This is a genomic window from Telluria sp. ZB4P36 (genome assembly GCF_059685865.1).
Window position 1 is genome coordinate 11,981 of the sequence record NZ_JCASIE010000013.1, and the last position, 19,997, is coordinate 31,977.

Here is a 19,997-nt window from a genome sequence, read left to right on the forward strand (position 1 = left end):
TTTTCCGCTCAGAGGTGCCGGGTTTCTGCCGGCGGCGTGGTCCAGTTGTCGTTGCGGCCGTCGAGGTAGCGCACCGGTGCGGCGATCAGTTCCGCGGGCGGCAGGTCGTCCAGGCTGGCCAGCACTACCGCGTGGAAAGCGCCCAGCGAGGGCGAGTCGCCGGTGGAGAAGGTATTGATGCCGCAGTTCCCGCAAAAGTAATGGGCGTCGCGGCGCGTGTGGTAGCGGTATTCGCGCAGCGTCTCGGCGCCGGCCAGCAGCCGGAACGCCGCCGAGGGAACTTGCGCCGCCCAGAAGCGCATCTTGCTGCAGATCGTGCAGTTGCACTTGATGGTGCCGGCGCCGAGGTCGATGTCGGCTTCGAATCGCACGCTGCCGCAGTGGCAGCTGCCGTGGTAAGTCTTCATGCTCTGTTGACGCGTTCTGCGGCCGCCCAGGCTTGCGCGCTGATGTCGTAGACCGACACCGTCTGCCCGTGCCAGGTTTCTTCGCCCCGGTAGCGCATGCCGAGACGCTGCATCACTTTGCTGGAGTCCGCGTTGTCCGGATGGCAGATCGCCGCCAGCAGCGGCGCCTTCAGCTCGCCGAAGGCGAAGGCCGCCATGCGGCGCGCCGCTTCCGTCGCATAGCCGCGGCCCCAGCGGTCCGGGCGCAGGCGCCAGCCGATCTCATGCTCGTTGGCGGGATCGTGGCCGAGGTGCTGGATGCAGCCGGCGCCGACCAGTTCTCCACTGTCCTGTTCGATGAAGCTCCACCACGAATGGCCGAACTGTTTCCAGCGGCCCTGGACGCGCGCGATCATGGCCGCCGTTTCCTCGGGCGTCTCGGGCCTGCCCGCGATATAGCGCTGCACCGCCGGATCGGCGTTCAGCACGCGCAGGCCCTCGTAGTGCGCGGGGCAGATGGGTTCCAGGCGCAGGCGTGGCGTAGCCAGGATCGTCATGTCGTGTGTCCGAGCTCGTCGCAGAATTCCTGCAGCAGGCGCTCGCCCTCGGGCCAGGGGCCGTGGCCCGAATCCGCGTTCACGTGGCCGGCGTCGCCGATCTGGATCAGGCGGCTGCCCCAGGCCTGGGCGAAGGCCGCGGCGCGCTCGTTCGAGACATAGGGATCGTCGGTGCTGGCGATGACCAGGCTCGGGAAGGGCAGGGCCTGGAGCGGAATCGGCGCGAAGCCGTTGACCGGCACCGGATAGGTCGGGGCCTCGACGTCGCTCGGCGCCACCAGGAAGGCGCCGGCCACCTTCAGCGGCGAGCCGCTGAGCGCCCAGTGCGCCGCCAGCATGCAGCCGAGGCTGTGCGCGACCAGGATCGGCGCGCCCTTGCAGGCGCCGATCGCGGCATCCAGCTCGGCCACCCATTCGTCGCGGTCCGGGCAGTTCCAGTCGCGGTGCTGGGCCTTGGTCCAGGCAGGATAGCGCCCCTGCCACTGGGTTTGCCAGTGCTCGGGGCCGGAGTTCCACAGGCCTGACAGGATCAGTACGTCGCACTTCATCGCGCCTCCGTTAATGAAAGATCAACGGCGATTGTACGGCGAAAGCGGCGTCAGAGTGCGGTACGCAGCGCGAACAGCTCCGGGAACAGCACCACGTCGAGCATCTTGCGCAGGTAGCTGGCGCCCGAGGTGCCGCCGGTGCCCGTCTTGAAGCCGATGATGCGCTCGACCGTGCTCACGTGGCGGAAGCGCCAGAAGCGGAAGGCGGTCTCCAGGTCGACCAGCTTTTCGGCCAGCTCGTACAGCGCCCAGTGGTGCTCGGTATCCTGGTAGACGCCCAGCCAGGCCGCTTTTACGGTGTCGTCGGCCTCGGTGGGGCGGGTCCAGTCGGTGGCCAGGCGCTCGGGCGCGATTCCGAAGCCGCTGCGTGCCAGCAGCATCACCGCCTCGTCGTAGACCGAAGGCGTATGCAGTTCGCGTTCGAGGACGGCATGCGCCTCGGGCGACTTCTCGTGGACGGCGAGCAGGTTCGCGTTCTTGTTCCCGAGGATGAATTCGAGCTCGCGGTACTGGAAGGACTGGAAGCCCGAGGAAGCGCCCAGGTAGGGACGGATCGCCGTGTACTCGGGCGGCGTCATGGTCGCCAGCACGTCCCAGGCATGCACCAGCTGGTCCATGATGCGCGCCACCCGCGCCAGCATCTTGAAGGCCGGCGGCAGGTTGTCTTCGCGGACGTGGCGGCGCACCGCCTGCAGCTCATGCAGCATCAGCTTGATCCACAACTCGCTGGTCTGGTGCTGGATGATGAACAGCATCTCGTTGTGGTTGGGCGAGCGCGGGTGCTGGGCCGACAGTATCTGGTCCAGGCCCAGGTAGTCGCCGTAGCTCATGGACTCCTTGAAGTCGAGCTTCGCGCCGTGCCACTCCGCCTTGTTGTTGGCTTGGTCGTTCATATGGGCTCCTCAGGTCACTGCGCTGCGTTCGGCCTGGGTATCGTAGGCCTGGTTGTCGAGGATGTCCTTCAGGATCGCCACCGCGTCCCAGACGTCGGCAAAGCTGGTGTAGAGCGGGGTGAAGCCGAAGCGCATGATCTCCGGCTCGCGGTAGTCGCCGATCACGCCGCGCGCAATCAATGCCGCCATCACCGCATAGCCGTGCGGATGGGTGAAGCTGGCCTGGCTGCCGCGCCGTGCATGCTCGCGCGGCGTCACCAGGCCCAGCGGATGGCCTGCGCAGCTGGCTTCGACCAGCTCGATGAACAGGTCGGTCAAAGCCAGCGATTTGGCGCGGATGGCCTCCATGCTGGTCTCTTCGAAGATCTCGAGCCCGCACTCGACCAGGGCCAGCGAGACCACCGGCTGGGTGCCGCACAGGGCGCGCCCGATGCCGTCAACGGCCGCGAAACCGTGTGCCATCGCGAAGGGCTTCGCATGGCTCCACCAGCCGGTGAGTGGATGGGCGAAGGCCGCCTGGTGGCGCTGCGGTACCCAGATGAAGGCCGGCGCGCCGGGTCCGCCGTTCAGGTATTTATAGGTGCAGCCCACGGCGAAGTCGGCTTCCGCCGCCTGCAGGTCGACCGGCACCGCGCCGGCTGAGTGGGCCAGGTCCCAGACCGCCAGCGCGCCGGCCGCGTGGGCATGGCGGGTGAGGGCGGCCATGTCGTGCTGGTAGCCGGTGCGGTAGTTGACGTGGGTGAGCATCAGCACCGCGCAGTCGGCGTCCACGGCGGCGGGAATCTCGTCCACCGAATCGACCAGGCGCACGCGGTAACCGCGTTCCAGCCACTGAACCAGTCCTTCCGCCATATAGATATCGGTCGGGAAGTTGCTGCGTTCGGTGACGATGGTACGGCGTGCGGAACCAGGGCCCTGGGCCTGCAGGTGCAGCGCGGCGGCCAGCGCCTTGAACAGGTTGAGCGAGGTGGTGTCGGTGACCACCACTTCGCCTTCTTTCGCACCGATCAGCGGTGCCAGGCGGTTTCCGAGGCGCTTGGGCAGGTCGAACCAGCCGGCCGTGTTCCAGCTCTTGATCAGGTCCTGGCCCCATTCGCGGGCCACGACGTCCTGGGCGCGCGCCAATGCCGCCTTCGGACGGGCGCCGAGCGAATTGCCGTCCAGGTAGATGAGGCCTGCGGGCAGGTCGAAGCGCTCGCGCAGGGCGCGCAGCGGGTCGCGCTCGTCGCGGGCGACGCAGTCGGCGCGGGTGACGGGTTGATTCACTAAGATGTTCATGCGCTTTCCTTGGCGGGTAGGGCGCGCAGGATGGCGCGCACCGGGCTGGCGTCCATGCCGGCGAATTTCAGGGGCAGGGCGACCAGTTCATAGTCGCCCTCGGGCACCGCGTCCAGCACGATGCCTTCCAGGATGGCCATGCCGCCGGCGCGCACCGCGTGGTGGGCGTCCAGGGTCTTGGAATCCTGCGGGTCGAGCGAGGGCGCGTCGGTGCCGACCAGGATCGCGCCCTTGCTCGCCAGGAGTTCGATGGCGGCCGGGCTGATGGCCGGGAAGGCCGGGTCCCAGGCCTCCTGTGGCGCACTGGCGTAAGTACGCAGCAGCACGCGCGGTGGCATGCCGTCCAGCTTGCCCGCGAGGTGGGCCGGCTCCACCGCCGCCACGCCGAGGCAGTGGATCACGCGGCAGGCGCCGATATACGGGCGCAGGTCGACCTGGTCGATCGACTTGCCGGCCGGGTCGTAATGGCTGGGGGCGTCGGTATGGGCGCCGAGGTGGGTCGTCATGGTCATGCGGCTGACCTGGACCGGGCAGCCGTCCTTGATTTCCCAGGTCGGGGAGGCCTCGAAGGGGGTGTCGCCCGGCCAGACCGGGATGGCAGCCGAGATCGTCGGGCTGATGTCCCAGAGTCGTAAAGATTCCATGCTTGCCTTAAAGGATAGTTGAGGCCTGAAGTTTATTCAGGGCCGCAGTGTAGCAAGTGAACGAAAAAAACTTCAAAAAATTTTCGACAGACCCTCAAGTTCTCCAAACCCCTGCCGTTACCCCTACCAGAAGCGCAGTAAAGGGTCTTGAAAAATATTTTCAAAAAACCCTAAAGTTCTCCCCAGGCGCTCCGTTAAAGGGTAGAGAGGGCAGCAAAAGATTGAAAAAATAGTTTGCGAAAACCCTAAAGTTCTCCCAAAGCTTGACGTAAATCGTAGCAAGCGCACGACAGAAGCAGATTCGGGCGCCACAATTTGGCCCGGAGTGTCAACTTCGCGGCACCTCCCCCAGCCCCTGTTTTCATAGGGGCGCCAGAGTGATCCAGCAGGGTTTGTCAGACAAACTCCTACGGGTCCTGTCCGTCATTCGCGGACGAAAAATACAGAGTTCGTCCAATATCTAAAAAGTTTCCCCACGGTCAGAATCTATCTCATCGGCAACACGCAAGTCGCCGAACCAACGGATACGGAGATAGAAATGACGATGAACGACATGATGGCTGAAATCCGCGACGCAAACCTGAGCTACCTGATGTTGGCCCAGCAGATGATCCGCGCCGACAAAGTCACCGCCATCTTCCGTCTCGGCGTCTCGGCCGACATCGCCGACCTGATCGAGGGCATGAGCAACGCCCAGATCCTGAAGCTGGCAAGCGGCAACATGATGCTGGCCCGTTTCCGCTTCGACGACACCGCCATCCTGTCGATGCTGACCAGCCATACCAAAGAGCGCAGCCTGGCCCAGTCGCACGCCGCCATCCTGATGGCCGGCCAGCCGGTCGAAGAGATCGTATAAAATCCCGCTAGACGCGATCCCGCCGGGATCGCACATCAGTACTAGTGGCGGGAGCAGGGATGAGCAAGAAAAGTGTCGTGTCGGAAGCGCAGGAAATCCAGCTTGCGATCGAACTGATCAACCTGGGAGCGCGCCTCCAGCTGCTCGAAACCGAAGTCTCGCTCTCGCGCGAGCGCCTGCTCAAGCTGTACAAGGAACTCAAGGGCGTCTCTCCGCCCAAGGGCATGCTGCCTTTCTCGACCGACTGGTTCCTGACCTGGCAGCCGAACATCCATTCCTCGCTGTTCATCAACATCCACAACTTCCTGGTCGAACATGCCGGCGCCACCGGCATCCAGGCGGTGATGAAGGCCTATAAACTCTACCTCGAACAGATGCCGCCCGAGCCGGGCGAGGAGCCGCTGCTCTCGCTCACCCGCGCCTGGACCCTGGTGCGCTTCTTCCAGAGCGGCATGCTGGTGCTGGTCCCGTGCCAGAAGTGCCAGGGCAAGTTCATCGTCAATGCGCTCGACCTGAACGCGGATTACCTGTGCGGCCTGTGCCACATGCCTTCGCGTGCCGGCAAGACCCGCAAGGCCAGGGACGCCAAAGAGGCGCAGGACGCCCAGGATGCCAGGGACGCCGCCGCAAGCCAGGGCGTCAACCAGTCTCCGGAGTGAAACCCGCCGTCGCGGCACTGCTGCTGCAGGCCGCCGCCTTTCCCCTGACGCTCGCCCTCACCTGGCTGCTGGCCACGGCCGGCGTTCCGATGTCCTACCTCGGCGTGGCGGTGATCCAGGGCCTCATCGCCGCCGCCCTGAGCTGGTGGCGCGGCCTGGCCAGCTGGTGGCGCGCCATCCAGCTGCTGTTCCCGGCCGCCCTGGCCGGCGCCACCCGGCTGGCGGTCCCGCCACTGGTCTTCCTCGCCATCTTCCTGTTCCTGTTGCTGCTGTACTGGTCCACCTACCGTACCCAGGTGCCGTACTACCCGTCCAACCGGCGCGTATGGGAGGCGGTCGCCGCGCTTGTTCCGGATAGGAATCCGGTGCGCGTGATCGACATCGGCAGCGGCCTGGGCGGCCTGGTGCTGGACCTGGCAGGGCGCCGGCCCGGCATCGAGGCCAGCGGCATCGAGCTGGCGCCGCTGCCCTGGCTGGTGAGCCGGCTGCGCGCGCGCCTGGCCGGCAGCCGCGCGCGCTTCATCCGCGGCGACTACGAAGACCTCGATTTCGCCGACTACGATGTGGTCTTCGCCTACCTGTCTCCGGCCGCCATGGGGGCGCTGTGGCGCAAGGCCGCGCGCGAGATGCGTCCGGGTTCGCTGCTGCTCAGTTACGAATTCGTCATTGACGATCGTTTACCGAACCGTACCGTCTATCCCACAGAGGGTGGCCCGGCCCTGCATATCTGGCACTTTTAGGCGACAAATGGGGGCTTTGTACTTGCCCATGGGCCATTCTCCCGCTAGAGTGGTTCCCTGCATCAACTTTTCCCGAAATCACTTAATTTGAGCATGCCGGTCTAGTCCGGCCTTTCTGGAGCGGAATTCCCTTGTTAGTCATTGTCGGTTACATCATCGTCTGTGCCAGCGTGTTCGGCGGCTTCGTCTGGTCTGGCGGCCACATCGCGTCGCTTTGGCAGCCGCTCGAACTGCTGATGATCGGCGGCGCTGCGATCGGCGCATTCTTTGTCGGTAACACCATGAAGTCGGTGAAGGCGACCGCCAAGGCCTTCCCGACCATCTTCAAGGGCTCCCAGTACACCAAGGACATGTACATGGAGCTGATGGCCCTGCAATTCGACGTGCTGTCGAAGGTGCGCAAGGAAGGCCTGATGTCGATCGAAGGCGACATCGAGGCACCGGAAGCCTCGCCGCTGTTCTCGAAGTACCCGGCGGTGCTGGCCGACCACCACATCATCGAATTCATGACCGACTACCTGCGCCTGATGGTCTCGGGGAACATGGATGCGATGCAGATCGAAAACCTGATGGACAACGAGATCGAGACCCACCACCACGAAGGCGCGATCCCGGCCCACGTGATCGCCAAGGTCGGCGACGGCCTGCCGGCCTTCGGTATCGTGGCGGCGGTGATGGGCGTGGTCCACACGATGGAATCGGTGGGCCTGCCTCCGGCCGAGCTGGGCATCCTGATCGCGAAAGCGCTGGTCGGTACCTTCCTCGGCATCCTGCTGGCCTACGCCTTCGTCTCGCCGCTGGGGAACGTGCTGGAACAGAAGCTGGAAGAGTCGACCAAGATGTTCCAGTGCGTGAAGGTCACCCTGCTGGCCAGCCTGAACGGCTATGCGCCGGCGCTGGCCGTCGAATTCGGCCGCAAGGTGCTGTACTCGACCGAGCGCCCGAGCTTCGCCGAGCTTGAAGAACACATCAAGAAGAAGAAGTAAGCAGGCATGCCGCTCTTGTCCAATCACTTGACGCCGAACGAAGGGAGGAAGCATGGCTGACGAAAACATGCGCCCCATCGTCGTCAAGCGCATCAAGAAGGTCGCCGGCGGCCACCACGGCGGCGCCTGGAAGATCGCCTACGCCGACTTCGTCACTGCGATGATGGCCTTCTTCCTGCTCATGTGGCTGCTCGGCTCGACCGCCAAGGGCGACCTGGAAGGCATCTCGGAATACTTCAAGACCCCGCTCAAGGTGGCGATGGCGGGCGGCTCGGGCGCGGGCGATTCCTCGTCCGTGATCAAGGGCGGCGGCACCGACCTGACCCGCCGCAACGGCCAGGTCAAGAAGGGCGACGTCGACCCGACCTCGAAGACCTACAACCTCGAAGCCGCCAAGGCCCAGGTGGCGAAAGCGGAAGCCGAGCGCCTGCAGTCCCTGAAAACCAAGATCGAATCGGTCATCGAGGTCAACCCGCTGCTCAAGAAGTACAAGAACCAGCTGCTGCTCGACATCACCAGCGAAGGCCTGCGCATCCAGATCGTGGACGAGCAGAACCGCCCGATGTTCGCGCTGGCCAGGGCCGAACTGCAGCCCTACACCAAGGAAATCCTGAATATCATCGGCATGGTGCTCAACGAGGTGCCGAACAAGATCGGCCTGTCGGGCCACACCGACGCCACCCCGTATTTCAGCGACGCCGGCTACAGCAACTGGGAATTGTCGGCCGACCGCGCCAACGCCTCGCGCCGCGAACTGGTACGCGGCGGCCTGGGCGACGACAAGGTGCTGCGCGTGGTGGGCCTGGCCTCGGCCGCCCACCTGGACCGCAAGGACCCGTTCAACCCGATTAACCGGCGCATCAGCATCATCGTGATGAACAAGAAGACCGAGGAGGCCGTCCAGCGCGACGCCGCTTCGCTCGACGTACCGGCGCAACAACCCGCAGCGGCGGCCGGGGCGGTCGCCGCCGCCGGCGCTGCGACCGTCGCACAATGATCCAGGACTGGAGACTGGAATGAAAAGAAAAAAGATCCTCGGATCGCACGTGAAGCGCCTGCTGTCGGGCGTGGCCATCCACGGACGCCGTCACCTGACCGAGGTCGAGACCGACCTCCTGCAGACCGAGCTGCTGCTGGAAGAAGCCATCGACAAGCTGACCAGCAGCTTCATGGCCATCCACACCGCGGTCGGTACGCGCCAGGAAGCGATCAACCGCCTGCTGGCCGGCGAGACCCCGAGCGCGGAAGACAGCGCCCGGCTGTCCGACATGTCGGGCGAGATCGGCCAGCACGTGAACTCGGCCATCACCAGCATGCAGTTCCAGGACATGACCAGCCAGCTGATCGACCGTACGCTGCGCCGCGTGGCCGGCCTGCGCGAATTCCTGGGCACGCTCAGCGAGCACGGCGCCGAGATCGCACCGGAGACCGACAGCGACGAGATCGTCGATCGCCTGGGCAAGGTCAGCATGGCGCTGGCGATCCAGTCGCTCGAACTGCGCAGCATGCTGCGCAAGTCGGTGGAACAGCAGCACCTCGAAAGCGGGGACATCGAACTCTTCTGAGTTCGCTGACCGACCATTCAGCCACTTCATTTCAACCGGAACATACCGGAATAAAACAGCAGGAGCAAAACATGGCAAAAACGATTCTCGCGGTCGACGATTCCAGTTCGCTGCGCCAGATGGTGGCCTTCAGCCTGAAGGCGGCCGGCTACAACGTGGTGGAAGCGGTCGACGGCCAGGATGGCCTCGACAAGGCGAAGCTGCAGAGCGTGGACCTGGTCCTGACCGACCAGAACATGCCGCGCATGGACGGCCTGGCCCTGATCAAGACCCTGCGCACGCTGCCGAACTATGCAAAGACCCCGATCCTGATGCTGACCACCGAATCCTCGGACGAGATGAAGGCCAAGGGTCGCGCCGCCGGCGCCAACGGCTGGCTGGTCAAGCCGTTCGATCCGCAGCGTCTCATCGAAGTGGTCAAAAAGGTCATCGGCTAATGGACGCACCGAAAAACCTACTGCGCGTCGCATTCGCGGTTTTTCGATGCGCCCTGACACCGTAACGCAGCGGGCTTCAGAACGGATTTCATCATGACGATCGACATCAGCCAGTTTTACCAGGTCTTTTTCGACGAGGCAGAGGAACTGCTCGCCGAAATGGAGCGGCTGCTGCTGGGCGTCGACCTGGCATCGCCCGACCCGGAAGACCTGAACGCGATCTTCCGCACCGCGCACTCGGTCAAGGGCGGCGCCTCGACCTTCGGCCTGACCGACATGAGCGAAGTCACGCACGTGCTCGAGTCGCTGCTGGACCGCATCCGCAAGGGCGAGATGGCGCTCACCTCGAACCACGTGGACGCCTTCCTGGCCGCCAAGGACAGCCTCAAGATGCAGCTGGACGGCCACCGCCACGGTGCGGCCGTGGACCGGGAAGCGGTCGCCAACGTGCGCATGGTGCTGCACGACCTGGCCGAGGGACTGGTGCCGCAGGCGCCGGTGGTGGCGCCGTCCTACCTGACGGCGGAAGCCAAGGCACATCACCCCACCGAGGGTGCGCACCGCTACAAGATCGAGCTGCCGGCGGTGGAACCGCGCGACATCACGGCCCTGGTCGACGAGCTGGGCCTGATGGGCCGCGCCAAGGTCACCCCGCTCGACGGCGGCCGCAGCGCCATCATCATCACGACCCACGAGAGCCTGGACGACATCATCGCGATCTGCTCCTTCGTGCTGAACCCGGACGACCTGAAGATCTTCGAGGCGCCCGCGCTCACGCCCGAGCAGCGCGCCATCGAGGCCGCGGAGCGCAAGCGCATCGAGGACGAGCAGGGCTACGGCTTCTTCGACTTCGACGACGAGGGCGCCGCCGCTTCTAGCGAAGACGAGCTGTCCGAGGACGAGCGCGGCTACGGCTTCTTCCAGCCGATCGAACAGATCCGCGCCGCGGCCGGCATCACCAACGAGCCGAAACCGCAGGCTGCCGCGCCGAAGGGCCCGGAGCCGATCGAACTGTCGGAGCTGGCCAGCGAACTGGCCGCCGAGAAGAAGGCGGCCAGGAAGGACCCGCATGCCGAATCGTCCTCGATCCGCGTGTCGGTCGAGAAGGTCGACCAGCTGATCAACCTGATCGGCGAGCTGGTGATCACCAACGCCATGCTCGAGCAGAGGAGCGGCAACCTGGACCCGATGGCGCACGAGCGCCTGCTGAACTCCATCAGCCAGCTCGGACGCAACACGCGCGAGCTGCAGGAAGCCGTCATGTCGATCCGTATGATGCCGATGGACTTCGTGTTCTCGCGCTTCCCGCGCATGGTGCGCGACCTGGCATCGAAGCTCGGCAAGAAGGTCGACTTCATCACCAACGGCGCCGCCACTGAACTGGACAAGGGCCTGATCGAGCGCATCGTCGACCCGTTGACCCACCTGGTGCGCAATTCGATCGACCACGGCATCGAGATGCCGGCGACGCGCGTCGCCGCCGGCAAGTCGGACGCGGGTCGCCTGTTCCTGTCGGCCGGCCACCAGGGCGGTAACATCGTCATCGAAGTCTCGGACGACGGCGGGGGACTGAACCGTGAACGGATCCTGGCCAAGGCGGCCCAGAACGGGCTGCCGGTGTCCGACGACATGAGCGACGAGGAAGTCTGGCAGCTGATCTTCGCGCCGGGCTTCTCGACCGCCGAGCAGGTGACCGACGTCTCCGGCCGCGGGGTCGGCATGGACGTCGTCAAGCGCAATATTGCTTCGATGGGCGGGACGGTCGACATCCGCTCGGCGCGCGGCTTCGGCACCACGATCTCGATCTCGCTGCCCCTGACCCTGGCCATCCTGGACGGCATGTCGATCCGCAGCGGCGAAGAGATCTACATCCTGCCGCTGTCCTTCGTGGTCGAGTCGCTGCAGCCGGCGCCGCAGGACATCCGCGAGATCGCGGGCCGCGGCCAGGTGCTGAAGGTGCGCGGCGAGTACCTGCCGCTGATCCCCCTGTACCAGATGTTCGACATCGCCCCGCGCATTACCGACCCGTCCGAGGGCATCGTGGTGATCCTCGAGACCGAGGGCAAGAAGACCGCGCTGTTCGTCGACGAACTGGTGGGCCAGCAGCAGGTGGTGGTCAAGAACCTGGAAGCGAACTACCGCAAGGTAGCCGGCATCTCGGGCGCCACCATCCTCGGCGACGGCGGCGTCGCCCTGATCCTGGACGTGGCCGCCCTGGTGCGCTCCTCGCGCCAGCTGCTCGACGACCCCGTCGTCTCCAGAAGCCTTTAATACATCTACAACCAAGAGGACGTGACCATGTCTACTGTACAGAACACCAAGCCGGCCGACGGCAGCGCCATCGAAGGCGCGGGCAGCGAGTTCCTGGCCTTCACCCTGGGCTCCGAGGAATACGGCATCGACATCCTCAAGGTGCAGGAGATCCGCGGCTACGAAGCGGTCACCCGCATCGCCAACGCCCCGGAATTCATCAAGGGCGTGATCAACCTGCGTGGCATCATCATCCCGGTGGTGGACATGCGCATCAAGTTCAAGCTGGGCACCCCGGTGTACGACCAGTTCACCGTCGTGATCATCCTGAACATCGGCGGCCGCATCATGGGCATGGTGGTGGACAGCGTCTCGGACGTGACCACGCTCACCCCGGACCAGATCAAGCCGGCCCCGGAAATGGGCACCGCCTTCAACTCGGACTACATGATCGGCCTGGGCACCGTGGACGAGCGCATGCTGATCCTGGTCGACATCGACAAGCTGATGTCGTCCAGCGAGATGGGCCTGATGGACAAGCTGGCAGCATGATGCCGTGGGTGGCCGGCACAGCCGCCACCCACGCACGGCCGGCACGAGCAACGCAAACAGCAACAGCAAGAAAGAGGCAAGGACGTGCCGCAGCAAAGAACCGACACGGTCAAGGAATTCGACTTCACGCGCAGTGATTTCGAGCGGGTCCGCGCGCTGATCTACCAGCGCGCCGGGATCTCGCTGGCCGACAGCAAGCAGGAAATGGTCTACAGCCGCCTGGCGCGGCGCCTGCGCGCCACCGGCATCCAGTCCTTCGTGCGCTACCTCGACGATCTCGAGGCCGGCCGCATGGGGGCCGAATGGGAAGCCTTCACCAATGCGCTGACCACCAACCTGACCTCGTTCTTCCGCGAGGCCCACCACTTCCCGCTGCTGGCCGAGCACCTGGCCGGCCTGCGCGGCAAGGGCGGCGGGCCGTTCACCATCTGGTGTTCGGCCGCCTCCACCGGCGAGGAACCGTATTCGATCGCGATGACCGCCTGCGAGGCCTTCAATACCCTCACGCCGCCGGTGCAGATCGTCGCGACCGACATCGACACCAACGTGCTGGCGGTCGGCGCCAGCGGGGTCTACCCGATGGAGCGCATCGAGAAGGTGGGCCAGGAACGCCTGAAGCGCTTCTTCCTGAAAGGGAAGGGCGCCAACGAAGGCATGGCGCGGGTGCGCCCGGAGCTGCGCCAGCTGGTCAGCTTCCGCCAGCTCAACCTGCTGGCCAACGACTGGCCGGTGGACGGAGCGTTCGATGCGATCTTCTGCCGCAACGTGATGATCTACTTCGACAAGGACACCCAGCGCAAGATCCTGTCCCGCTTCGTGCCCCTGATGAAGCCCCATGCCCTGCTGTTTGCCGGGCATTCCGAAAACTTCCTGTACGTGTCGGATGCGCTGCGCCTGCGCGGCAAGACCGTGTACGAACTCGACCGGGCGGCGCGCCGCTGACCGACATGAACAACCAGTTCGCCACCAACGTCTACTACGACCGCACCTTCGACTGCGACGCCGCCAAGATCCTGCCGGGCGAGTACTACTACACCGGCAAGAACATGCTGATCGTGACCGTGCTCGGTTCCTGCGTGTCGGCCTGCATCCGCGACCGCATCACGGGCCTGGGCGGCATGAACCACTTCATGCTGCCGGACGGCGGCGGCGACGGCGGCAGCCCGGTGTCGGCCTCGATGCGCTACGGGAGCTTCGCGATGGAGATCCTGATCAACGACCTGCTCAAGGCCGGCGCGCGCCGCGAGCATCTGGAGGCCAAGGTATTCGGCGGCGGCGCCGTGCTGCGCGGCTTCACGGCGATGAACGTGGGCGAGCGCAACGCGGCCTTCGTGACCGACTTCCTGAAGACCGAGCGCATCCCCGTGCTGGCCTCCGACCTGAACGACATCTACCCGCGCAAGGTGTACTTCTTCCCCAAGACCGGCAAGGTGCTGGTGAAGAAGCTGATGCAAACCCAAAACGATACGCTGGCAAAACGCGAGCTCGATTACGCCAAGCGACTCAAGGTCGAACCCGTCGGCGGCGACATCGACCTGTTCTGACCAGTTCCGACAAGAAGAAAATGACCTGAAAGAGGCGACTCATGACAATCAAGGTACTGATCGTCGACGACTCTGCGCTGATCCGCAGCGTGATGAGCGAAATCGTCAACTCCCAGCCCGACATGGAAGTGGTGGCCACGGCCCCCGATCCGCTGGTCGCGCGCGACCTGATCAAGCGCCACAACCCCGACGTGCTGACCCTCGACGTCGAGATGCCGAAGATGGACGGCCTCGACTTCCTGGAAAAACTGATGCGCCTGCGCCCGATGCCGGTGCTGATGGTGTCCTCGCTGACCGAGCGCGGCTCCGAGATCACGATGCGCGCGCTGGAACTGGGCGCGGTCGACTTCGTGACCAAGCCGAAGATCTCGATCCAGACCGGGATGCGCGAGTACACCGAGCTGATCGCCGACAAGATCCGCGCCGCCGCGCGCGCCCGCGTCAAGCGCGCGGTCCCGGGCACGGCGCCGGCGCCCCAGCTGTCGGCCCTGCGCAGCCCGCTGATCTCGTCGGAAAAACTGATCATCATCGGCGCCTCCACCGGCGGCACCGAGGCGATCCGCGAATTCCTGATGCAGATGCCCTCGGACTGCCCGGGCATCCTGATCGCCCAGCACATGCCGGAAGGCTTCACCAGCTCCTTCGCCAAGCGCCTCGATTCGCTGTGCAAGATCAGCGTCAAGGAATCCGAGGGCAACGAGCGGGTGCTGCCCGGCCACGCTTACATTGCTCCTGGGCATTCGCACCTCTTGCTGGCCCGTTCCGGCGCCAACTACATGACCCGGATCGAGCAGAGCCCGCCGGTCAACCGGCACCGTCCCTCGGTGGACGTGCTGTTCCGAAGCGCGGCCGAAGCGGCGGGCAAAAATGCCGTTGGTGTTATCCTGACAGGCATGGGGAAGGACGGCGCCGCAGGCATGCTGGACATGCGCAATGCGGGAGCGCACAATTTTGCCCAGGACGAGGCGAGCTGCGTCGTGTTCGGCATGCCGCGCGAGGCGATCGCACTGGGCGCGGCCCACGAAGTCGGCAGCCTGCAGTCCCTGCCGCGCATGGTGCTCGAGCACCTGTCCTCGCAGGGGAGCAGGGCGTTGCGTGTTTGATCCAGCACGCCTTGTATTGATGCCATTTTATCGCCGTACGGCAACAAAAATGCTATTCTGGAGGCTGTTATGCAGTCTTCGCCCAATAAACCAAAGTACAAGATTCAAAACGGAGTAATTCATGGCTGATCCAAAGATGCGTTTTCTGGTTGTTGACGATTTCTCGACGATGCGCCGCATCGTCCGGAATCTGTTGAAGGAACTGGGTTATGCCAATGTCGACGAAGCCGAAGACGGCGTGATGGGCCTGGCCAAGCTGCGCAGCGAGCAATTCGACTTCGTGGTGTCGGACTGGAACATGCCGAACATGGACGGGCTGACCATGCTGCAGAACATCCGTGCCGATCCCGCACTGGCCAAGCTGCCGGTGCTGATGGTGACCGCCGAAGCCAAGAAGGAAAACATCATCGCGGCCGCACAGGCGGGCGCCAGCGGCTATGTGGTCAAGCCGTTTACGGCCGCCACGCTGGACGAGAAGCTGAACAAGATCTTCGAGAAGATGGACAAGGCAGGCTGAGATGATTGAGCAGACTGCTGTCCAGGCCGAAGCCTCCCACGAAGAGGTCCTGGGCCGGATCGGCCACATGACGCGCGCGCTGCACGAAAGCCTGCGCGGCCTCGGCCTCGACAAGCTGATCGAGAAAGCGGCGAGCGACATCCCGGATGCGCGCGACCGCCTCGACTACGTGGCGCGCCTGTCGGAACAGGCCGCCAAGCGCGTGCTGGACGCCACCGATGCCGCCGGCCCGGTGCAGGACGCCATCGAAACGCGCTCGGCCGAGCTCTCGGGCGCATGGCAAGCGCTGCTGGACAAGGGTGCGTCGGAGCTCGAGTGGCGCGCGTTGGCCCAGCGCACGATCGCCGGCCTGGACGAGTCCCGTGCCGGTGCGGTGGCGACCCGTGGCCAGCTGATGGACATCATGATGGCCCAGGATTTCCAGGACCTCACCGGCCAGGTGATCGGCCGCATCACGGGCATCGCCCAGAACCTCGAACAGCAGCTGGTGCAGGTGCTGATCGACTTCGCGCCGAGCGAGATCAAGCGCGAGCTGGACAATGGCCTGCTGAATGGTCCGCAGATCAACCCGGAAGGCAAGAGCGAAGTGGTAGCCGACCAGGGCCAGGTCGACGATCTGCTCGACAGTCTCGGTTTTTGACGGGTCGGTCCGTCGGCGTCCGGGCCGCGTGCTCGTTTTAGTTTCTTCTCCGCGCCCACATGCACCAAACCAACTTCATCGTTCGTGAACCGCTGCTCGACCCGAAGCAGCGCGTCATCGGTTACGAGCTGTCGTGGCAGCACCACGACGGCAAAGTAGCGACCGACCAGGAGCTTGAAGACCTGGTCGGCTTCGTCGCCGAGCACGTCAACCACCCCGAACAAGGCTGGCTGCTGCGCGACAAGATCCTGTTCCTCGACGCGGTGCCCGCGATGCTCTCGACCGATGCGCTGCATGCGCTGCCGCCCGAGCGTACCGTCCTCACCCTCAACATCCGCAGGCTGACCGACCCCGACGTGCGCGCGGCGGTCCAGGCGGTGCGCGCGGGCGGCGTGGGGGTGTCGATCCGCGGGGCCGACCTCAACCTGCTGGGCCGCAACCTGTCGCCCTATGCCTCCTATGTGGAGGTGCAGTTCGCCGGCACCGACGTGGCCAGCCAGGCGCGCACCTATGCCGCCGCCAAGAACGCGGCGGTCCGCATGGTGGGCCGCCCGGTGGCCACCTGGGCCGACTTCGACGCCTGCGCCGCGCTGGGCCTGGACGCTTTCGTGGGCAAGCTGCACCTGACCCCGCGTCCGGGCAATCCGGTCAAGGGCATGAACCCGACCCAGAGCGTGATCCTCCAGCTGATGCAGATGGTGCAGAACAACGAGGACGCGCCCAAGCTCGAGAACGTGCTCAAGCGCGATCCGGCGCTCACCTACAAGCTGCTGAGCTACATCAATTCGGCCGGATTCGGCGCCGCGCGCCAGGTGCAGTCGCTGCGCCAGGCCATCGCCCTGATGGGCTATGCGCCGCTGTACCGCTGGCTGGTGCTGCTGCTGGCCACGGCCAGCTCGAGCGGCTATTCGCCGGTGCTGATGGAAACCGCGGTGGTGCGCGGGCGCTTGGCCGAGCTGCTGGGCCAGAAGGCGCTGCGCGGGGAGTCGGAGAACCTGTTCGTCGCCGGCATGTTCTCCTTGCTCGACCGCCTGCTGGGGCTGCCGATGCTGGAGGTGCTCGAGTCGGTGCAGCTGCCGGAAGAGGTGGTCAGGGCGCTGGTGGCGCGCGAAGGGAAATACGGGCCTTACCTGGCGCTGGCGGAGGCCTGCGAGCTCAATTCCAAGCTGGTGGCCTCGCTGGCGGAGGCGCTCGATATCAGCCCACTGGAGGTCAACAAGGCGCACCTGTCGGCGCTGGCCTGGGCGCAGAGCGTTGCTGCCTGAAGGCGGAAACTAGCGCGCGGCGGCGCGCCGATCCACGGTGCCGGTCGTCACGAAGCGCTCCAGCGTCTGCTGCATCTGCATCGAAATACTCGCGAAGCTGCACCCGATCTGCACCTGTTCTCCCAGCAGGAAGGTGCGGAAGGGCCGCAGCAGGCGCACTTCGAGGTCGGCCATGATGACCAGGTTCGGCCCCAGTTCCAGGCGCACGCCGTCCAGCTTCTTCCCCACGTGCAGCCCGAAGCACTGCTCGGGCGTTGCCCGCATGCCGACGCCGCCCTGCGAGAAATCGTAGAGGGGCAGGTCGATCTGCACGCCTTTGATGCGGAAACTGGCCATGTAGTTGACGCCCACCGGCGTCTCCACGCGGCGCGCGGCGCGCCGGTTCAGCACCAGGCAGGTCGGCGGGAACTCGGCCGCCACGTGCATGCAGTTGTCCGGCGTCGGCTTCCATGACTGGTCGAGCTCGAACTGCAGCTTGGCATTGCCGCCCAGCGAAGCGACCAGGGTGACCTTGCCGGCGGGCGGGCGTTCGCTGCCGGTGAAGTCGAGCACGAAGTGCGGCAGCTCCGGGTCGACCGACTCGACCCGGGCCAGCAACGGCTCGATCCAGCCGGTCGGGAATACCGTGACCGGCTCGCCGGACAGCGACAGGGCCGTGAGCGCCTCGCCGATGTCGAAGGGGTCGCGCATTTCATGGGGCGTGGCGGTGCTGCCGATGCGCTTGAGGGCATCGTCCGCCTTCGGCGGGCCCTTGCGGGTGAGGGGCGAGGTGGTGTCGTTCACGGCGATGCTCAGATTTCCAGGTTGTCGATCAGGCGCGTGTTGCCGAGCTTGGCCGCGGCGAGCACCACCAGCGGCGTGCCCGCTTCCAGGTCGGCAGCGCCGGGAGCCTGCAGGTCGATGCGCTTGCGGATCGAGACGTAGTCGGGCTTCCAGCCGCGTGCGGCCAGGTGCTCCATCGCCTGGCGCTCGACCTCGGCCGGCGTGCGGCCGCCGGCGCGCATCGCTTCGGCGACGGCGTTCAGCTGCTGGTACAGCACCGGTGCTTCAAGCCGCTCCTCGCTCGACAGGTAGCCATTGCGCGAGGACAGGGCCAGGCCGTCCTCGGCGCGGAAGGTCTCGGCGCCGATGATCTCGGTCGGCAGGGCGAACTGGCGTGCCATATTGCGGACGATCATCAGCTGCTGGTAATCCTTCTTGCCGAACACGGCGACGCGCGGCTGCACGCAGGAGAACAGCTTGGTCACCACGGTGCAGACGCCGTCGAAGAAGCCGGGGCGGAACTCGCCTTCCAGCGTGTTGCCGAGGCCTTCGGGCGGGCGCACGCGGTATTCCTGCGGTTCCGGGTACATGTCCTTCTCGGTCGGCGCGAACAGCACGTAGACGCCTTCCTTTTCCAATTTCGCGACGTCGTCCTGGAAGGTGCGCGGATACTTGTCGAAATCCTCGTTCGGGCCGAATTGCAGGCGGTTGACGAAGATCGACGCCACCACCGGGTCGCCATGCCTGCGCGCCAGGCGCATCAGCGAAAGATGGCCTTCGTGCAGGTTGCCCATCGTCGGCACGAAGGCGGTGCGCAGCTGGCCGCGCAGCTGGTCGCGCAGTTCGTCGATGGAGGAGATGATTTTCATGGGGTTGTAATGTACAGATGCAAGAATGAATGTAGCGGCTTTCAAGCCGGGGAATAGGCCAGGCGCACATAGATCGGCGCGAATGGCTCGGCCTGCGTGATCTCGATCAAGGTTTCCTTCGCCAGTTCGAGCATGGCGACAAAGTGTACAACCACTATCGGAACCGTGTGCTGGCCTGCGAAGAGTTCGGAAAATTCGACGAAGCGCTGCGACTGCAGGGTGCGCAGGATGGCCGACATGTGCTCGCGCACCGACAGCTCCTGGCGGCTGATCCGGTGGTGCTGGGTCAGCTTGGCCCGGCGCAGGACGTCGAGCCAGGCGCGCTGCAGGTCCCAGGGGGCGACGTCGGGCAGCGCGGGCGCCAGGCCCTGTTCGACGAACAGCTGCGGGCGCACGAAGTCGCGGCCTTCCTGGGGCAGGGCGCCGAGCGCCAGCGCGGCCGCCTTCATCTGCTCGTAGTCCAGCAGACGCCGCACCAGTTCCGCGCGCGGGTCGCCGACGTCCTCGACCAGGTCGTCCTGCCTTTTGGGAAGCAACATCCTCGACTTGATCTCGATCAGCATTGCTGCCATCAAGAGGTACTCGGCGGCCAGTTCCAGGTTGTGCTGGCGGATCTGCTCGACGTATTCCAGGTATTGCAGGGTCACCTGCGCCATCGGGATGTCGAGGATGTTGAAGTTCTGCTTGCGGATCAGGTAGAGCAGCAGGTCGAGCGGGCCTTCGAAGGCGTCGAGGAAGACCTCGAGCGCATCCGGCGGGATGTACAGGTCGCGCGGCAGGCGCGTCAGCGGCTCGCCGTACAGGCGCGCGATCGTACCCTCGGCCGCTTCGGCGGCCGCGGTGACGTGGGCATCATGCGGGTCGGATCCTGGAGGCGCCCCATCGTGCTGGGGACCGGCCGGCAGCTCGTGCTCGGCCTGCTCGGGCAGCATGGGGGCGCGTCCCT

Annotated in this window: 24 protein-coding genes; 15 read left to right on the plus strand and 9 right to left on the minus strand. The window is 65.3% G+C overall.

Annotated elements, in window-relative coordinates:
- Nucleotides 1–8 precede the first annotated feature (8 nt).
- Genes AC56LK_RS16680 through kynB form a run of 6 tightly spaced genes read right to left on the minus strand, consistent with a single transcriptional unit; the run spans nucleotide 9 to nucleotide 4,306 of the window.
- Nucleotides 9–407 (minus strand): GFA family protein, encoded by a 399-nt coding sequence (locus AC56LK_RS16680; RefSeq protein WP_497185615.1) that lies wholly within the window; start codon nucleotides 405–407, stop codon nucleotides 9–11.
- Entirely contained in the window at nucleotides 404–943 is a 540-nt protein-coding gene (locus AC56LK_RS16685) for a GNAT family N-acetyltransferase (RefSeq protein ID WP_497185616.1), read from the minus strand. Before AC56LK_RS16685 ends, AC56LK_RS16680 begins: the two co-directional genes overlap by 4 nt.
- The gene (locus AC56LK_RS16690) at nucleotides 940–1,491 is read right to left on the minus strand and encodes an RBBP9/YdeN family alpha/beta hydrolase (RefSeq protein WP_497185617.1); all 552 of its coding nucleotides are present in this window, start codon (nucleotides 1,489–1,491) and stop codon (nucleotides 940–942) included. Before AC56LK_RS16690 ends, AC56LK_RS16685 begins: the two co-directional genes overlap by 4 nt.
- 50 nt (nucleotides 1,492–1,541) lie before the next feature.
- On the minus strand, nucleotides 1,542–2,384 hold the full coding sequence (gene kynA / locus AC56LK_RS16695) for a tryptophan 2,3-dioxygenase (protein ID WP_497185618.1): 843 nt from the start codon (nucleotides 2,382–2,384) through the stop codon (nucleotides 1,542–1,544).
- Nucleotides 2,385–2,393: 9 nt separating this feature from the next.
- Nucleotides 2,394–3,662, minus strand: coding sequence for a kynureninase (kynU, locus tag AC56LK_RS16700; protein ID WP_497185619.1), 1,269 nt, complete (start codon nucleotides 3,660–3,662; stop codon nucleotides 2,394–2,396).
- Complete coding sequence (kynB, locus tag AC56LK_RS16705; protein ID WP_497185620.1) at nucleotides 3,659–4,306, minus strand: arylformamidase; 648 nt, start codon at nucleotides 4,304–4,306, stop codon at nucleotides 3,659–3,661. Before kynB ends, kynU begins: the two co-directional genes overlap by 4 nt.
- Before the next feature lie 538 nt (nucleotides 4,307–4,844).
- Between kynB and flhD the strand changes: the two genes are divergently transcribed.
- From flhD to AC56LK_RS16780, 15 genes are all read left to right on the plus strand, one after another.
- The gene (gene flhD, locus AC56LK_RS16710; protein ID WP_036248842.1) at nucleotides 4,845–5,162 is read left to right on the plus strand and encodes a flagellar transcriptional regulator FlhD; all 318 of its coding nucleotides are present in this window, start codon (nucleotides 4,845–4,847) and stop codon (nucleotides 5,160–5,162) included.
- Between the two features lie 59 nt (nucleotides 5,163–5,221).
- The gene (gene flhC / locus AC56LK_RS16715) at nucleotides 5,222–5,821 is read left to right on the plus strand and encodes a flagellar transcriptional regulator FlhC (protein ID WP_497185621.1); all 600 of its coding nucleotides are present in this window, start codon (nucleotides 5,222–5,224) and stop codon (nucleotides 5,819–5,821) included.
- Nucleotides 5,818–6,561, plus strand: a complete 744-nt coding sequence (locus tag AC56LK_RS16720; protein WP_497185622.1) for a class I SAM-dependent methyltransferase — start codon at nucleotides 5,818–5,820, stop codon at nucleotides 6,559–6,561. Before flhC ends, AC56LK_RS16720 begins: the two co-directional genes overlap by 4 nt.
- Before the next feature lie 131 nt (nucleotides 6,562–6,692).
- Nucleotides 6,693–7,547, plus strand: a complete 855-nt coding sequence (motA, locus tag AC56LK_RS16725) for a flagellar motor stator protein MotA (protein ID WP_497185623.1) — start codon at nucleotides 6,693–6,695, stop codon at nucleotides 7,545–7,547.
- 52 nt (nucleotides 7,548–7,599) lie between these two features.
- Nucleotides 7,600–8,544, plus strand: coding sequence for a flagellar motor protein MotB (gene motB, locus AC56LK_RS16730; protein WP_497185624.1), 945 nt, complete (start codon nucleotides 7,600–7,602; stop codon nucleotides 8,542–8,544).
- A gap of 19 nt (nucleotides 8,545–8,563) precedes the next feature.
- A complete protein-coding gene (locus AC56LK_RS16735; RefSeq protein WP_497185625.1) occupies nucleotides 8,564–9,112 on the plus strand; it encodes a chemotaxis protein in 549 nt (182 codons plus the stop codon).
- Nucleotides 9,113–9,183: 71 nt separating this feature from the next.
- The gene (locus AC56LK_RS16740; protein ID WP_436105262.1) at nucleotides 9,184–9,549 is read left to right on the plus strand and encodes a response regulator; all 366 of its coding nucleotides are present in this window, start codon (nucleotides 9,184–9,186) and stop codon (nucleotides 9,547–9,549) included.
- A gap of 93 nt (nucleotides 9,550–9,642) precedes the next feature.
- Nucleotides 9,643–11,820: a chemotaxis protein CheA gene (gene cheA / locus AC56LK_RS16745; protein ID WP_497185626.1), complete on the plus strand. Its 2,178-nt coding sequence runs from the start codon at nucleotides 9,643–9,645 to the stop codon at nucleotides 11,818–11,820.
- A gap of 27 nt (nucleotides 11,821–11,847) precedes the next feature.
- Nucleotides 11,848–12,351, plus strand: coding sequence for a chemotaxis protein CheW (locus AC56LK_RS16750; protein ID WP_497185627.1), 504 nt, complete (start codon nucleotides 11,848–11,850; stop codon nucleotides 12,349–12,351).
- 84 nt (nucleotides 12,352–12,435) lie between these two features.
- The gene (locus AC56LK_RS16755) at nucleotides 12,436–13,293 is read left to right on the plus strand and encodes a CheR family methyltransferase (RefSeq protein ID WP_497185628.1); all 858 of its coding nucleotides are present in this window, start codon (nucleotides 12,436–12,438) and stop codon (nucleotides 13,291–13,293) included.
- 5 nt (nucleotides 13,294–13,298) lie between these two features.
- On the plus strand, nucleotides 13,299–13,895 hold the full coding sequence (cheD, locus tag AC56LK_RS16760; protein WP_497185629.1) for a chemoreceptor glutamine deamidase CheD: 597 nt from the start codon (nucleotides 13,299–13,301) through the stop codon (nucleotides 13,893–13,895).
- 41 nt (nucleotides 13,896–13,936) lie between these two features.
- Nucleotides 13,937–14,998, plus strand: coding sequence for a protein-glutamate methylesterase/protein-glutamine glutaminase (locus AC56LK_RS16765; protein ID WP_497185630.1), 1,062 nt, complete (start codon nucleotides 13,937–13,939; stop codon nucleotides 14,996–14,998).
- 121 nt (nucleotides 14,999–15,119) lie between these two features.
- Nucleotides 15,120–15,515: a chemotaxis response regulator CheY gene (cheY, locus tag AC56LK_RS16770; protein WP_171081109.1), complete on the plus strand. Its 396-nt coding sequence runs from the start codon at nucleotides 15,120–15,122 to the stop codon at nucleotides 15,513–15,515.
- A gap of 1 nt (nucleotide 15,516) precedes the next feature.
- Nucleotides 15,517–16,155 carry a protein phosphatase CheZ gene (cheZ, locus tag AC56LK_RS16775; RefSeq protein ID WP_497185631.1) on the plus strand — a complete coding sequence of 213 codons (639 nt, stop codon included), beginning with the start codon at nucleotides 15,517–15,519 and terminating at the stop codon, nucleotides 16,153–16,155.
- A 59-nt stretch (nucleotides 16,156–16,214) separates the two neighbouring features.
- The gene (locus AC56LK_RS16780; RefSeq protein ID WP_497185632.1) at nucleotides 16,215–17,420 is read left to right on the plus strand and encodes an EAL and HDOD domain-containing protein; all 1,206 of its coding nucleotides are present in this window, start codon (nucleotides 16,215–16,217) and stop codon (nucleotides 17,418–17,420) included.
- Nucleotides 17,421–17,429: 9 nt separating this feature from the next.
- Here AC56LK_RS16780 and AC56LK_RS16785 read toward each other — a convergent pair whose 3' ends face one another.
- Genes AC56LK_RS16785 through AC56LK_RS16795 form a run of 3 tightly spaced genes read right to left on the minus strand, consistent with a single transcriptional unit; the run spans nucleotide 17,430 to nucleotide 19,983 of the window.
- Complete coding sequence (locus AC56LK_RS16785; protein WP_497185633.1) at nucleotides 17,430–18,203, minus strand: flagellar brake protein; 774 nt, start codon at nucleotides 18,201–18,203, stop codon at nucleotides 17,430–17,432.
- A gap of 8 nt (nucleotides 18,204–18,211) precedes the next feature.
- A complete protein-coding gene (panC, locus tag AC56LK_RS16790; protein WP_497185634.1) occupies nucleotides 18,212–19,051 on the minus strand; it encodes a pantoate--beta-alanine ligase in 840 nt (279 codons plus the stop codon).
- A 41-nt stretch (nucleotides 19,052–19,092) separates the two neighbouring features.
- Entirely contained in the window at nucleotides 19,093–19,983 is an 891-nt protein-coding gene (locus AC56LK_RS16795; RefSeq protein ID WP_497185635.1) for a segregation and condensation protein A, read from the minus strand.
- Nucleotides 19,984–19,997: the final 14 nt, after the last annotated feature.

Bases quoted from the DNA above. Each gene is read 5' to 3' on its own strand.
- flhC (WP_497185621.1), top strand. From the start codon at position 5,222: ATGAGCAAGAAAAGTGTCGTGTCGGAAGCGCAGGAAATCCAGCTTGCG.
- cheZ (WP_497185631.1), top strand. From the start codon at position 15,517: ATGATTGAGCAGACTGCTGTCCAGGCCGAAGCCTCCCACGAAGAGGTC.
- kynA (WP_497185618.1), bottom strand. From the start codon at position 2,384: ATGAACGACCAAGCCAACAACAAGGCGGAGTGGCACGGCGCGAAGCTC.
- AC56LK_RS16680 (WP_497185615.1), bottom strand. From the start codon at position 407: ATGAAGACTTACCACGGCAGCTGCCACTGCGGCAGCGTGCGATTCGAA.
- cheA (WP_497185626.1), top strand. From the start codon at position 9,643: ATGACGATCGACATCAGCCAGTTTTACCAGGTCTTTTTCGACGAGGCA.
- AC56LK_RS16690 (WP_497185617.1), bottom strand. From the start codon at position 1,491: ATGAAGTGCGACGTACTGATCCTGTCAGGCCTGTGGAACTCCGGCCCC.
- cheD (WP_497185629.1), top strand. From the start codon at position 13,299: ATGAACAACCAGTTCGCCACCAACGTCTACTACGACCGCACCTTCGAC.
- motB (WP_497185624.1), top strand. From the start codon at position 7,600: ATGGCTGACGAAAACATGCGCCCCATCGTCGTCAAGCGCATCAAGAAG.
- AC56LK_RS16750 (WP_497185627.1), top strand. From the start codon at position 11,848: ATGTCTACTGTACAGAACACCAAGCCGGCCGACGGCAGCGCCATCGAA.
- cheY (WP_171081109.1), top strand. From the start codon at position 15,120: ATGGCTGATCCAAAGATGCGTTTTCTGGTTGTTGACGATTTCTCGACG.
- flhD (WP_036248842.1), top strand. From the start codon at position 4,845: ATGACGATGAACGACATGATGGCTGAAATCCGCGACGCAAACCTGAGC.
- AC56LK_RS16795 (WP_497185635.1), bottom strand. From the start codon at position 19,983: ATGCTGCCCGAGCAGGCCGAGCACGAGCTGCCGGCCGGTCCCCAGCAC.
- kynU (WP_497185619.1), bottom strand. From the start codon at position 3,662: ATGAACATCTTAGTGAATCAACCCGTCACCCGCGCCGACTGCGTCGCC.
- AC56LK_RS16685 (WP_497185616.1), bottom strand. From the start codon at position 943: ATGACGATCCTGGCTACGCCACGCCTGCGCCTGGAACCCATCTGCCCC.
- panC (WP_497185634.1), bottom strand. From the start codon at position 19,051: ATGAAAATCATCTCCTCCATCGACGAACTGCGCGACCAGCTGCGCGGC.
- kynB (WP_497185620.1), bottom strand. From the start codon at position 4,306: ATGGAATCTTTACGACTCTGGGACATCAGCCCGACGATCTCGGCTGCC.
- AC56LK_RS16780 (WP_497185632.1), top strand. From the start codon at position 16,215: ATGCACCAAACCAACTTCATCGTTCGTGAACCGCTGCTCGACCCGAAG.
- AC56LK_RS16765 (WP_497185630.1), top strand. From the start codon at position 13,937: ATGACAATCAAGGTACTGATCGTCGACGACTCTGCGCTGATCCGCAGC.
- AC56LK_RS16735 (WP_497185625.1), top strand. From the start codon at position 8,564: ATGAAAAGAAAAAAGATCCTCGGATCGCACGTGAAGCGCCTGCTGTCG.
- AC56LK_RS16740 (WP_436105262.1), top strand. From the start codon at position 9,184: ATGGCAAAAACGATTCTCGCGGTCGACGATTCCAGTTCGCTGCGCCAG.